This window comes from Streptomyces sp. NPDC001381, assembly GCF_042895685.1.
Classification (GTDB): domain Bacteria; phylum Actinomycetota; class Actinomycetes; order Streptomycetales; family Streptomycetaceae; genus Streptomyces.
Genome location: NZ_JBIAWO010000005.1, coordinates 415,011 through 428,376 on the forward strand (window position 1 = coordinate 415,011; position 13,366 = coordinate 428,376).

A 13,366-nucleotide genomic window follows, 5' to 3' on the forward strand; every position below is an offset into this window, starting at 1 on the left:
TATCCTCGTCAATGTCGGATTCATCATCAAAGAATTCTTATACGCGAGTGATGGGCGCGGGCGCGAGTGAGGCGGAACGTGGTGCAGTCCGGGAGCGAACGGATGGCGGCGGGCCGGGTGCCGGACGGCACGGGGCCCACGCGTTTCCGTGAGCGCTTTCTGCAGGGCGAGGCGGTCGACCAGGGGGTTCGTCCGTCCATCCTCGGCTCCTGGCAGCGCTGCCGGTCCCTCGGGCTCTCGCCGGACCAGTCCGACCTCCCCTTCCATGAGGACTTCGAGGCGGACGGCCGGATCGTCCGCGCGGCCGTGCCGGTGCTCGACCGTCTGCAGTCCCTGTTCTCCGGCAGTCAGGTCAACATCTCCGTCGCCGACGCGGACGGCACGGTCCTGCTGCGCCGCTTCGGCGAGGAGTCCCTGGCGCTCCGGCTTCCGGCGATCCAGCGGGTCCCGGGCTTCGTGTTCGCCGAGCAGCACGCCGGTACGAACGGCATCGGCCTCGCCCTGGCGGAACGGCAGCTCATCCGCGTCTACGGCGCCGAGCACTTCGCGGAACGCTCCCAGGCGAACGCGTGCGTGGCGCTGCCCGTCCGTGACCCGCTCAGCGGGCGCATCGAGGGCGTCCTGTGCTTCGGCTACCCCCGCGGCTTCGAGAACCCGGCGCTGGGCGATGTGATCCGCAGGGCGGCCAGGGCCATGGAGCGGCGGCTGCTGGGGCAGAGTTCCGCGCGCGAACGCGCCCTGCTGAGGGCGTATCTCGCCACCGATGCGCAGACCGCCGCCGCCGGCGGGCGCGGCGGCCGTGCGACGGCCGGGGGAGCCCTCGACCTGCCCGCCGGTGACCGGGCGGTCCTCATGGAGAAGGCGGCCGAGCTGATCTCGCACGCGCAGCGGGCCGCCGTCGACGTGCACCTGCCGGGCGGCCGCCGTGTCACGCTCGTGAGCCGCCCGATGACGAGTGCCTCGGGGGTGGAGGGCGTCGCCATCGAGGCCGTCCTCCCGGGTCTTTCACCCGCCGAGCCCCTGGTCGTCCCCGGCCGGGAGGCCGAGCTTCCGGGCCTGCCCGCCGAGCCTTCCGCGGTGGCCGCCGCCGTCTCGCGGCTCGCGCGGCTCGCCGTCGCCCCAGGGGCCGGTTCCGTTGCCCCGGGGGCAGGGTCCGTCGCCCCGGGGGCCGGGTCCGTCGCCCTCGCGGCGCCGGACGGGGGCGGTGCCGACGGCGACGGCGTCACCGCCCACGGCCCCGACGGCGTGGCGAACGGCTCGCCCGGACCGCAGCCCCCGGCCAGAGAACTCGTCCTGCTGGGGGAGCCGCAGGTGGGGGCGTACGCCCTGGCCGCGCGGCGCCGCCTGGAGCTGCTGTCCGAGGCCAGTGCCCGTATCGGCACCACCCTGGACGTGCGCCGCACCGCCGAGGAGCTCGCCGAGACGGCCGTCCCGCGCCTGGCCGACTACGTCACCGTCGACCTGCCCGACGCCGTGCTGCGCGGCGAGGAGGCCGCCGACCCCGTCGGCGACCTGTGCCGCACCGTGGTCCACGGCATCCGCGACGACCTCCCCTTCACGCCGGTCGGCAAGCGGCCCGGCTTCGGCCCGACCGCGCCGCAGCGGCGCTCGCTCACCAGTGGGCAGGCGGTGCTCGAACCGGACCTGACGAGCGCCGCGGGCTGGCTCGCCCAGGACCCCGAGTACGCCGGACAGCTGCTGGCCCATGTGCACTCCCTCATCGCGGTACCGCTGGTGGCCCGCGGCGTCGTCCTGGGCGTCGTCAGCTTCTACCGCGCCCAGGAACCCGTCCCGTTCGGCGACGACGACCGCTCGCTGGCCCAGGAGCTGGCCGGCCGCGCCGCCCTGTCCATCGACAACGCCCGGCGTTACACGCACGAACGTGCCATGGTCCTGGCCCTGCAGCGCCGGCTGCTCCCGCACGGGCTGCCCGAGCAGGAGACCGTCGAGGTCGCCCACCGCTATCTGCCCGCCGAGGCCGACGTCGGCGGCGACTGGTACGACGTCATCCCCCTCTCCGGGGCCCGCACGGGCCTCCTGGTCGGCGACGTCGTCGGCCACGGCATGCTCTCCGCCGCCACCATGGGCCGGCTGCGCACCGCGGCCCGCAGCTTCGCCGAACTCGACTTCCCGCCGGACGAGGTCCTTGTCCACCTCGACAACCTGGTGGGGCGCCTGGACCGGGAGGACCCCGACGGAGAGGGCGCCGGCATCATCGGCGCTACCTGTCTGTACGTCATCTACGACCCGACCGCGCAGCGGTGCGTCATGGCCCGCGCCGGCCACCCGCCGCCCGCGCTGGTCCGCCCCGACGGCAAAGTGGTCTATCCCGACCTGCCCGCCGGGCCTCCGCTCGGCCTCGGGGGACTGCCCTTCGACGCCGTCGAAGTCGATCTCCCCGAGGACAGCCAGCTGGTCCTCTTCACCGACGGCCTCATCGAGGACCGGCACCGCGACGTCGACGTGGTCCTCGACCAGCTGCGCGGCACCCTGGCACACCACCCGGAGCGCACACCGGAGGACACCTGCCAGGCGATCCTGGACGCCGTGGCGCCCGCCCACCCGTGCGACGACATCGCCCTGCTCGTCGCCCGCACCCACGCCCTGGACCCGGGCCGGATCGCCACCTGGGAGCTGCCCGCCGACCCGGCCCTCGTCGGGGACGTCCGCGCCTCCGCCCTCCGCCGACTGGCCGACTGGGGCCTCGACGAGGCCGCCTTCGCCGCCGAGCTGATCCTGAGCGAGCTGGTCACCAACGCCATCCGGCACGGCGCCGGGCCCATCCGGGTACGGCTGCTGTACGAGCGCACCCTGATCTGCGAGGTCTCCGACAGCAGCAACACCGCCCCGCACCTGCGCCGGGCGGCCAGCACCGACGAGGGCGGACGCGGTCTCTTCCTCGTCGCCCAGCTCTCCCGGACCTGGGGCACGCGCTACCTCCCGCAGGGCAAGGCCATCTGGGCCGAGTGCGGGCTCGACGGCGTGTGAGGCAAATGCCTGAAATAGCATGAATGATCCCTATAGGATCAGCTCATGCGTGACGCTCCCGACCGGTCTGCGAAGGCGGCCGCGCCCCTCGCGTCGGAGCCCCTGGTCCGTATCCGCGGGCTCGGCAAGCGGTTCGGCGGGACCCTCGCGCTGGCCGGGGTCGACCTCGACGTCCACGCCGGCAGCGCCCTCGCCCTCCTCGGCCCCAACGGCGCCGGGAAGTCCACCCTCATCAAGGTGCTCGCCGGCGTCCACCACGCCGACACGGGACGGATCACGGTGGACGGGCACCCCCTGGGAAGCCACGCCGCCTCCCGCTCCATGGCCTTCATCCACCAGGACCTCGGTCTTGTGGAGTGGATGACGGTCGCCGAGAACATCGCCCTGAGCACCGGATATCCGCGCCGCGCCGGACTGATCTCCTGGCGGCGCACCCGCGAGCGCAGCGCCGACGCCCTGCACGCCGTCGCCGCGCAGCTCGACCCCGACGCCCCGGTCGCCCGGCTCGCGCCCGCCGAGCGGTCCCTGGTCGCCATCGCCCGGGCCCTGGCCTCCCGCGCCCGGCTCCTCGTCCTGGACGAGCCGACCGCCCGCCTCCCGGCCCCGGACTGCGCCCGGCTCTTCAGCGTCCTGCACGAGCTGCGCGACCGGGGGCACGCCGTCCTCTACGTCAGTCACCGCCTGGACGAGGTGTACGAGGTCGCCGACACCTTCGCCGTCCTGCGCGACGGGCGCCTCGTCAGTCACGGCCCGCTGGCGGGGCACAGCCCCGCCCGCCTGGTGCACGACATCGTCGGAGCGGAACCGGCCGGCCACCGCCCCGCCACGGCCGTCCCCTTCGGACCGGCCCTGCTGGCCCTCGACGCCGTGCGGACCGCCGGCACGGGACCCGTCAGCCTGGAACTGAGGGCCGGTGAAGCCCTCGGCCTGGTCGGCCTCTCGGGCGCCGGACACCTGGACCTCGGCCGGGCCCTCGCCGGCTCCCGGCCGCTGCTCGCCGGGGACGCGCGGCTGGGCGGGCGGCCGTACCGCCCCGGCACGGTCGCCGACGCCGTACGACTCGGCGTCGGCCTCGTGCCCGGCGACAGACTGCGCGAGGGCTGCCTCGCCGAGCTGACCGTCCGGGAGAACCTCCTCGCCAACCCCGGCGCGGGCGGCCGGCCGGCACCGCACTGGATCAGCCCCCGCCGCGAACGGGCCGAGGCCACCGCCCTGATCGAGCGGTTCTCGGTGCGCCCCCGCGACAGCGAGGTCCCCCTCGCGGTCCTCTCCGGCGGAAACCAGCAGAAGGTCATGATCGGCCGGTGGCTGCGGGCGGGCCTGCGGCTGCTGATCCTCGAGGAGCCGACGGCGAGCGTGGACGTCGGCGCCAAGGCCGCGATCCACCGCCTGCTCGACGAGGCGCTGGCCGCGGGCCTCGCGGTCCTGCTGATCTCCACCGACTTCGAGGAGATCGCGGGCGTGTGCCGGCGCGCCCTGGTCTTCGTCCGCGGGACCGTCACGGCCGAGCTGAGCGGCGCGGCCCTCACGGTCGCCGAGCTGACCCGGGCGGCCTCGGCCATGCCCCCTTCCCCGGCCGGGACGGCCCCATGAGGACCCCGCCCTCCTCCCCCTCGGCGGCACCGGCGTCCCGGGCCCGGCCGCGCAGGCCCGGCGGGCACCTCGTCGGCGCCTACGGCCTGCTCGCCCTCACCGCCCTGCTCGTCCTGGTCTTCTCCCTCGCCCTGCCGCGCACGTTCCCCACGCTGGACACCGTCGACTCGATCCTGTCCACCCAGTCCATCCCGGCGATCCTCGCGCTCGCGGCCATGGTCCCCATCGTGACCGGCGCGTTCGACCTCTCCCTCGGCTACGCCCTCGGCCTCGCCCACGTCATGGTGATGCAGCTCGTCGTCCACGAGGGCTGGCCCTGGCCGCTCGCCTGTCTCGCGGTGATCGCCGGAGGGGCGGTCGTGGGCGTTCTCAACGGCGTCATCGTCGAGTTCGGCCGGATCGACTCCTTCATCGCCACCCTCGGCACCGGCAGCATGCTGTACGCCGTCACCGGCTGGGTCACCGACGGCAGCCGGATCGTCCCCGGGCCCCAGGGCCTCCCGGCCGCCTTCACCGACCTCTACGACTCCACGCTCCTCGGCCTTCCGGTGCCCGCCTTCTACGTCCTCGTCCTCACGGCCGTCCTCTGGCTGACGCTGGAGCGGCTGCCCCTCGGCCGGTACCTGTACGTCGTCGGCTCGAACCCGCGCGCGGCCGATCTCGTCGGCATCCCGACCCGCAGGTACACCGTCTACGCCTTCGCCGCGTCGGGCCTGATCGTCGGGTGCGCCGGGGTACTGCTCGCGGCCCAGCAGCAGCTCGGCAATCCCAGCGTCGGCCTCGACTACCTGCTCCCCGCCTTCGCCGGCGCCCTCCTCGGCGCCACGGCGATCAAACCCGGCCGGCCCAACGCCCTCGGCACCCTGGTGGCCGTCGCCGTCCTCGCCGTCGGTCTCACCGGCATCGGACAGCTGGGCGCCGACTTCTGGACGGTTCCGCTGTTCTACGGCGGCACCCTGCTCATCGCCGTCGGCCTGGCCGGCTACGCCGCCCGCCGCAGGCTCCGCGGCGACACCGCCCCACCCCACGACACACCCCCCACCCCGCCCCCCGAACCACCGCCCACCCCAGAACCGGACCCGGGAGTCGGCCCGGGCCCGGGCCCGGGAAAGGGAGCCGGACAGGGACCGGGAAAGGGAGCCGGACAGGGACCGGGACCCGGACCCCGGCAGAGACCGGGACCCCGGCAGGGACCGGGAACCGGATCGGGAGCCGGACCGGGACCCGAATCGAGACTCGGGCCGGGGCCGGGGCCGGGGCCGGGGCCGGACCTGGGCCGAGACCGGGAGCCGGACCGAGACTCGACTCGGCCCCCGACCGGGACCGAGACCTGGACCTGGGCCGCCGCGGCCGGACCCCGGGCGACCGCGGAACCCCTGGAGGCCCCGGGGAGCAAGCTCGCCGCGCTCGGGGTGTCCGCGCGGCGCATGCCGGACGGGGTGGGCGCGAGATCGGGGCCGGGAGCCGGAAAGCAACCCGGATCGAGGCCGGGGCCGCGAGCCAGACCGAGGCTCGGGCCCCGACCAGGATCGGGAACCGGACTGGGACCCGGATCGGGTCCGAAAGCCGGACCGGAAGTCGGAGTTGGACCCACACCAAGACCGAGACGTGGGGCCGGGACCGGGAGCCGGACGGGGACCCGGACCGTGATCGAGATCGGTGCCCGGATCGAAACCGGGGCCGATAGAAGACGGACCGAGACTCGGGCCCCGACCGGGATCCCGACCGAGACCGGGAGCCGGACCGAGACCGGGGCCGGGGCCCGGTCGGCGTCGGGCCTCGGCCGGGGCGGTGGGCCGGGGGCGCCGGGTGTTGGTTCATGGCGTGGACGGCAGGTCCGCGGCCCCGTTCGACCGCATCATCCTCCCGCTCGTTCCCCCGCGAGGAGTTCTTGTGCACGGCAATCGCAGAGCCACCCCCGGCGTCCTCAGGGCACGGCTCGCCTCCGGCGCCCTGCTGGTCACGGTGTCCGTCCTCGCCGGATGCGAACGCGGCTCCTCGGGCGACCCGGTGGAGTCCCCCACGGGCCCGAACGGCTGCCCCGCCGTCCACGCCAGGGCCCAGGCCGCCGTCGTCCAGGCGGAGCAGACCGACGTCCCCTGGGGCGGCCCCACCACCGGACCCGCCGCGGTGTCCGGCAGGACCCTCGTCTACGTCGCCCAGACCATGACCAACCCGGGAGTCGCGGGCGCCGCGGACGGGGTCAGGGAAGCCGCGCGGGTCATCGGCTGGAACGTCCGGGTCATCGACGGCGGAGGCACCCCCGCCGGCATCCAGGCGGCGATGAGCGAGGCCGTGGCCCTTCGGCCCTCGGGCATCGTCATCGGCGGGTTCGACCCCAACTCGACCTCCCGGGAAGTGGCGCGGGCCGTCGAGGCACGCATCCCGCTGGTCGGCTGGCACGCGCTCGCCGCGCCCGGCCCCAGCCGGCGGCCCGAGCTCTTCACCAACGTCACCACCCGCGTCGACGACGTCGCCGCGATCAGCGCGCAGTGGATCATCGCCCACTCCCACGGCCGCGCCGGGGTCGTCCTCATCACGGACGCCTCGATCCCGTTCGCCAGGCACAAGTCCCAGCTGATCAGGAAGGAGCTCGCCACCTGCTCCGGCGTGAAGCTGCTCGCCCTGGAGAACATCCCGATCCCGGACGCGAGCAGCCGCACCCCACGGGAGATCTCCTCGCTCCTCGCCCGTTTCGGCAGCAGGTGGACCCACTCCGTCGCCATCAACGACCTGTACTTCGCCGACGCGGCCCCCGCCTTCCGCGCGGCCGGTGAGAAAGGCTCCGGGCCGCCCTTCAACATCGGCGCGGGCGACGGCGACCCCTCCGCCTTCCAACGCGTCAACAACCGGCAGTACCAGGCCGCCACCGTGCCCGAACCGCTGTCCCTGCAGGGCTGGCAGATCGTCGACGAGTTCAACCGCGCCTTCTCCGACCGTCCCGCCAGCGGGTACGTGGCCCCCGTCCACATCGCCACGGCGGAGAACAGCACCGGCGCCACGACCTGGGACCCGTCGGGCTACCGGGAGACGTACCGGCAGATCTGGGGCAGGTGACACACGCCGCGACCGCCGGGTCCGTCAGCCCAGCGCCCGGTCCAGGTTGAAGGCCGCGCTGATCAGGGCCAGATGGGTGAACGCCTGCGGGAAGTTGCCCTGTTGCTCTCCGGTCTGGCCGATCTCCTCGGCGTACAGGCCCAGATGGTTGGCGTACGTCAGCATCTTCTCGAAGGCCAGCCGGGCCTCGTCGACACGGCCGGCGTGCACCAGGGCCTCGACGTACCAGAAGGAGCAGATGGAGAACGTGCCCTCGTCGCCGCGCAGCCCGTCGGGGCTGGCCAGCGGGTCGTAGCGGTAGACGAGGGAGTCGGACACCAGGTCCTGGGTCAGCGCGTCGAGCGTGGACAGCCACTTGGGGTCCGTCGGGGCGATGAACTTGGTCAGCGGCATCATCAGCACCGCCGCGTCCAGCACGTCCCCGTCCTCGTGCTGCACGAACGCGCGGCGGTTCACCGACCAGCCGCGGGTGTGGATACGCCGGTAGATGGCGTCGCGGCACTCCTGCCAGCGGGGCAGGTCGGCGGGCAGGCCGCGCCGGTGCGCCATCCGGATGGCCCGCTCGATCGCCACCCAGCACATCAGCCGCGAGTACAGGAAGTTCTTCCGGCCGCCCCGGGTCTCCCAGATGCCCTCGTCGGGCTGGTCCCAGTGGTCGCACACCCAGTCGACGAGGGCGCACACGTCGTCCCACTGGTCGCTGGAGACGGGCTGCGCCCACTTGTCGTACAGATAGACGGAGTCGATCAGCGCGCCGTAGATGTCGAGCTGGAGCTGCTCCGCGGCGGCGTTGCCGACCCGTACCGGGGCCGAGCCGTGGTGGCCCTCCAGATGGGTGAGTTCGGTCTCCGACAGATCCGTGCGCCCGTCGATGCCGTACATGATCTGCAGGGGCCCCGACGGCCGTCCGTCGCCCGGGGTGATGTGCCGGGTCACGAACTCCATGAACGCCTCGGCCTCTCCGCTGAACCCGAGCCGCAGCAGCGCGTACACACAGAAGGCGGCGTCACGTACCCAGACGTAGCGGTAGTCCCAGTTCCGCCCGCCGCCCAGCTGTTCGGGCAGACTCGTGGTCGGTGCCGCGACGATCGCCCCGGTGGGCGCGTAGGTGAGCAGCTTCAGGGTGAGGGCGGAGCGGTGCACCATCTCCCGCCAGCGGCCCCGGTACCTGGACGCCGCCAGCCAGCGCCGCCAGTACGCCACCGTGGCGGTGAACTGCTCGTCCGCCTCGGTGTGCGCGCACCGCCGCGGTGCCACCTCGCCGCCGAGCTGGTCGAGGGCGAACACCGCCGACTCGCCCTCGGAGAGTTTGAAGTCAGCGCACACGTCCGGCCCGTCGGTCTCCAGCGGCACCGTGGAGGTCAGGGAGAGGGTCAGCCCCTCGGAGGCGAAGACCGCCAGGTCGCCGTCCCGGCGCAGGGTGTGCGGCCGGGCGCCGTAGTCGAACCGCGGGGCCACCCGGGTACGGAACGGGACGGAGCCGCGTACGCACACCACCCGCCGGATCAGCCGGTGGCGCTCGGCCTCGGCGGCCCCGCCGGTCACCGGCATGAAGTCCTGCACCTCGCCCACCCCGTCCTCGGTGAAGAAGCGGGTGATCAGGACATTGGTGTCGGGGAAGTAGAACTGTTTGGTGCGGGCGGGGACCGACGCCGCCAGCTGGAAGGATCCGCCGCGGTCGGCGTCCAGGATCGACCCGAAGACGCTCGGGGAGTCGAAGGCGGGGCAGCAGTACCAGTCGATCGTGCCGTCCGTGCCCACCAGGGCCACACTGCGCAGGTCGCCGATGAGGCCGTGCTCGGCGATCGGCAGATAGCGGCCGCCCGCGGGCGTGAACCGGTCGCTCGACGCATCGGTCATCGCAGCCTCCCTGGCCCGACCGCACTGGCGAGACCTCCAGCCTAGGCGGGATCGGCCCCGGGGGCCCGGGAACGGGCTTCCTGACGTGCGCGGGGTCAGCTGTCCGGCAGCCAGTCGTCCAGGGCGTCGATGAGGCGGTCGAGCGCGGGCTCCTCGCCGGAGCGGTCCGTCGTGACCGTACGGCCGTCGAACCGGAGCGTGTACTGGAACATGTCGGCCGCCCCCGTGTCCCTGGTGAACGAGGGGACGTCCGCCAGCTCCGGATCCCCTAGGGGGTGTTTCGAAAGTCCCGCACAGCACCCGCGGCGCCCGGCACGCACCCTCGCCGCACCGGCCGAAGACCCAAGTAGCTCCGCTACGAGGGCCTTCGTCCGGCACGCCGAGGGCGCGCACCGAACACCGCGGGCACTGCACAGGACTTTCGAAACACCCCCTAGCAGCGTGCGCAGTTCCCTGAACTGGGCCGCCGTGGTACGGCGCACCTCGGACCCGCCCTTGTCGGTGACGCGCACGGTGCCGTCGCCCCGCAGGACCACCTCCTGGCGGACCCCGGCGAAGCCACCGGTGACGGCCACGGTCACCAGCTGCTGATCCGGGCCGGTGACGGGCACGGGCGTGGGGCTCGCGGACGCCGGGGCCGAGGGGGACGGGACCGACGGGGACGGGGAGGCCGGGGGAGACCCCGGGGGCGGGGCGGAGGCGGAGGGCGAGGAGACGGGGGAGGACGGTGTCGTCGAGAGACAGCTGTGGCCGCCGGTCCCTGCGTGCTGCCGCCGCTTCCACCGTCCTTGCCCTCCGGGCCGTCTCCGGAGGAACACCCGGCCAGGGCCAGCACACCCGCCGCGCATACCGCCGCCATCGCGGCCGTACCCCTGGCCGGCATCATGATCCCCCTGTGCGTCGACTGCTGAACGAACGTCACATCAGCGTGCCATGGGGCGGATCGCGCCGCGAGAGCCGCGACGGGCCGGCTCTGGACGTGCCTCAGACCTCGTGCGGAGCGAAGAGTTCCAGATGGCCGCAGGCACGGCAGCGGTGCGCGTCTATCTGGAAGCGCGGCCGGCCGAAGCGTTTGGCGTTGCCCAGGATGCCCCGCTGCAGGGCTCCGGGGATCCACCGGGCGTATCCCCGGGAGTGATCGCCGGAGTCCTCGACGAATCCCGGCTCCAGGTCGAAGCCCTGGCACTGCGAGCATCTGATCTCCATGCCCGCACTGTAGAAGCAGACCGGGGGCCGGTGAGCCCCGCCCCGGCCGGGGCGGCCCTCACCCGATGTCGACCACCCGCGCCCAGTCGGGCGGGGAGTCCGGTACGTGGTCCGGGTCGTCCTCCCGCCAGGAGCGGGCCCGCCGCCGGGGGAAGAGACCCACGACCGTACGGCACGGGGGACGTGAGGCGGGCCAGGGCGTCTGACCGTCCGTCAGGACCACGACCACGTCGGGCCGATGCTGCGCCCGGAGCGCTCTGGCGAAGCCCGTACGCAGATCCGTACCCCCGCCGCCCATCAGCGGAATGCCCTCGCCCCGGCACAGGGGGTGCACGATCCGGGCGGCCGCGTCGCACGGCAGCACGGTGACCAGGTCGCGCCGGCCGCCCACGGCCCGGGAGATCGCGGCGACCTCCAGGAGCGCGCTGCCCAGTTCGGCGTCGCTGACCGACCCCGAGGTGTCGATGATCACGGACACCCGGGGCGGCCGCCGCCGCAGGCTCGGCAGGACGACACCGGGCACCCCGGCCGAGCGCCGCGACGGCCGGCCGTACGAGTAGTCCTCACCCGCGCCCGCGCCGGACGCGGCCGACCGGACCGCCGCCCCCAGCAACTCCCGCCAGGGCTGCGGCGGATGGAACGCCTCCTCGGCCCACCGCCGCCACCGCTCGGGCGCGTGCCCCGGACGCCCGTTGATGCCCTGCGCCACCCGGAAGCGGACCGCGTCGCGTTCCTGCTCGCTCAGTCCGTGCGCGCCGTCGGGACCCAGGTCCCACTCCCGCTCCAGCCCGTCGGCTCCGCTGCCGCAGTCCAGCCAGGCCAGGTCCTGTGTGTCCAGCCGCAGGCTGAAGGCGCGCAGGTACTCCTCCATCAGCCAGCCCTCGGGCAGCTTCAGGGTCTCCGGGCTTACGGCGCCGGAGGGCCGGACCAGCCCCTCGCCGTACGCGTCGTCGTTGATCTCGCAGTCCGCCGCGATGTTCATCCGCAGCCGTTCGCCCGGGCCGGTCAGGCCGCGTTCGCGGGCCACCCGGTCGCTGCGCCCGTGGTGGTCGCGCAGCAGGTGCGACACCTCGTGCACCCAGACCGCCGCCAGTTCCTCCACCGGGGTCCGGTCGACGAACGGCGGTGAGACATAGCACCGCCAGTGCCGGTCGACGGCCATCGTCGGCACCCGCCGCGACTCCACGACGTGCAGGGCGAACAGCGCGGTCGCCAGATAGGGCCGGGCCCGGGCGGCGTGCAGCCGGGCGGTGAACAGCTTGTCGCGGTCCAGGGGAGCCCTCGCGTCCTCGACCCTAGTGCCCTCGACCCCTGTGCCCTCGACCCTCGTGTCCTCGGTCATCGGCCGGCCCTCCGTCATGCGTGCGTGGCGGCCGCCGACCGGTCCGCGGCCCGGGCCGCCGACCGGTCCGCCCGACGGGACAGCGAGACCACTCCGGCGAGCTGTTCGATCGACGCCGGTACGTCCCACTCCTCGCGCCGCAGCGAGGCGAGGGTCGTCGCGGGGACGACCACCAGGTCCGGCGCCCCGGTCGCCACCGCCCGCACCAGCAGCGCCCACGCCGCGTCCCAGCGGGCCTTGTCCGGGCGCTCGCGGACCGCGGCCACCACCCCGTCGAGCACGGCCTGCCGCAGATCCCCGCGCTCCGGCAGTTCGGCGCCCGCCGGGTCGGCGAGCAGCAGCTCGGGGTCCGGGAGGTCCAGCCGGTCCAGACTCGCCAGCAGCTCCAGCCCGGGACCGTCCCCCACCGTGCCCCTGACCAGCAACGACAGGACGTCCCGGGACGAACCGGCGGCCGTCGCGAAGGCGATCAGGTGCAGGGTCATCTCCCAGCTGCGGGGTGACGGCCAGGCGCCGCCGCGCCGCGTCTCACCGCTGGGCAGCCGGTGGACGAGCCCGGGGCGGGCGGTGAGAAACCCGCACACGGCACGGCGCGCGAAGTCCACGGCCTGGGTCAGCCGCCCCGCGTCGAGCCGGGGCAGGGTCGCCCGCGGCCAGATCCCGCCGAGGCCGCGTACGACGACTTCGTGGTCGTGGGTCCACTGGAGGTGCACGAACCGGTTGGCCAGCGGAGGGCTCAGCTCCCAGCCGTCGGCGGCGGAGGACCGCGGGTTGGCGGCGGCCACGATGCGCACCCCGGGTGGCAGCCGCAGGGCGCCGATCCGTCGCTCCAGCACGAGGCGGAGCAGCGCGGCCTGAACCGCCGGGGGAGCGGTGGACAGCTCGTCGAGGAACAGCAGTCCGCGGCCGGCCCGCACCAGGCGTACGGCCCAGTCCGGCGGGGCCAACGGGACGCCCTGCTCGGCGGGGTCGTCCCCGACGACCGGCAGCCCCGAGAAGTCCGACGGTTCGTGGACGCTCGCGATGACCGTGGTCAGCGGCAGGTCGAGGGCCGTGGCGAGCTGGGTCAGGGCCGCGGTCTTCCCGATGCCCGGCTCGCCCCACAGCAGCACGGGCAGATCGGCCGCCACGGCCAGCGTCAGGGCCTCCAGCTGGGTGTCGGGGCGCGGTTCGGTGCCGGCTTCGCGCAGCAGGGCCGACAAATCTCCGGCGACGTCGAGTCGGGAGGCGCGGTCCGCGACGGCGGCGGTCCCGGGCGTGGGGGAAGGGGTGCACGTGGGCATGTGTGATCACCTTTGGGTCGGGGTGAGCCGAGCGAGG

General features: G+C 74.2%; 8 protein-coding genes and 1 pseudogene. 5 read left to right on the forward strand and 4 right to left on the reverse strand.

Features of this window, described 5'->3' with window-relative positions; translation table 11 throughout:
- Positions 1-102 precede the first annotated feature (102 nt).
- The 4 genes and pseudogenes from ACFY2L_RS24575 (at position 103) to ACFY2L_RS24590 (ending at position 7,638) form a co-directional block, all read left to right on the forward strand.
- The gene (locus ACFY2L_RS24575; RefSeq protein ID WP_390823502.1) at positions 103-2,988 is read left to right on the forward strand and encodes a SpoIIE family protein phosphatase; all 2,886 of its coding nucleotides are present in this window, start codon (positions 103-105) and stop codon (positions 2,986-2,988) included.
- Positions 2,989-3,033: 45 nt separating this feature from the next.
- Positions 3,034-4,581 (forward strand): sugar ABC transporter ATP-binding protein, encoded by a 1,548-nt coding sequence (locus ACFY2L_RS24580; RefSeq protein WP_390823386.1) that lies wholly within the window; start codon positions 3,034-3,036, stop codon positions 4,579-4,581.
- A pseudogene (locus ACFY2L_RS24585) lies at positions 4,578-5,592 on the forward strand (ABC transporter permease); the annotation flags it as partial. The gene ACFY2L_RS24580 and the pseudogene ACFY2L_RS24585, both read left to right, overlap by 4 nt.
- 882 nt (positions 5,593-6,474) lie before the next feature.
- Positions 6,475-7,638 (forward strand): substrate-binding domain-containing protein, encoded by a 1,164-nt coding sequence (locus ACFY2L_RS24590; RefSeq protein WP_390823387.1) that lies wholly within the window; start codon positions 6,475-6,477, stop codon positions 7,636-7,638.
- 24 nt (positions 7,639-7,662) lie between these two features.
- Here ACFY2L_RS24590 and ACFY2L_RS24595 read toward each other — a convergent pair whose 3' ends face one another.
- On the reverse strand, positions 7,663-9,498 hold the full coding sequence (locus ACFY2L_RS24595) for a glycoside hydrolase family 15 protein (protein WP_390657511.1): 1,836 nt from the start codon (positions 9,496-9,498) through the stop codon (positions 7,663-7,665).
- Positions 9,499-9,939: 441 nt separating this feature from the next.
- Here ACFY2L_RS24595 and ACFY2L_RS24600 point away from each other — a divergent pair, with 441 nt between their 5' ends.
- On the forward strand, positions 9,940-10,089 hold the full coding sequence (locus tag ACFY2L_RS24600; RefSeq protein ID WP_390823388.1) for a hypothetical protein: 150 nt from the start codon (positions 9,940-9,942) through the stop codon (positions 10,087-10,089).
- Between the two features lie 393 nt (positions 10,090-10,482).
- Here the strand turns inward: ACFY2L_RS24600 and ACFY2L_RS24605 are convergent, their stop codons facing one another.
- The 3 genes from ACFY2L_RS24605 to ACFY2L_RS24615 are packed head-to-tail and all read right to left on the reverse strand — an operon-like array spanning position 10,483 to position 13,329.
- The gene (locus ACFY2L_RS24605; protein WP_390657513.1) at positions 10,483-10,704 is read right to left on the reverse strand and encodes a hypothetical protein; all 222 of its coding nucleotides are present in this window, start codon (positions 10,702-10,704) and stop codon (positions 10,483-10,485) included.
- Between the two features lie 58 nt (positions 10,705-10,762).
- Positions 10,763-12,046, reverse strand: a complete 1,284-nt coding sequence (locus ACFY2L_RS24610; RefSeq protein ID WP_390823389.1) for a VWA-like domain-containing protein — start codon at positions 12,044-12,046, stop codon at positions 10,763-10,765.
- Between the two features lie 14 nt (positions 12,047-12,060).
- On the reverse strand, positions 12,061-13,329 hold the full coding sequence (locus ACFY2L_RS24615) for an AAA family ATPase (protein ID WP_390823390.1): 1,269 nt from the start codon (positions 13,327-13,329) through the stop codon (positions 12,061-12,063).
- Positions 13,330-13,366: the final 37 nt, after the last annotated feature.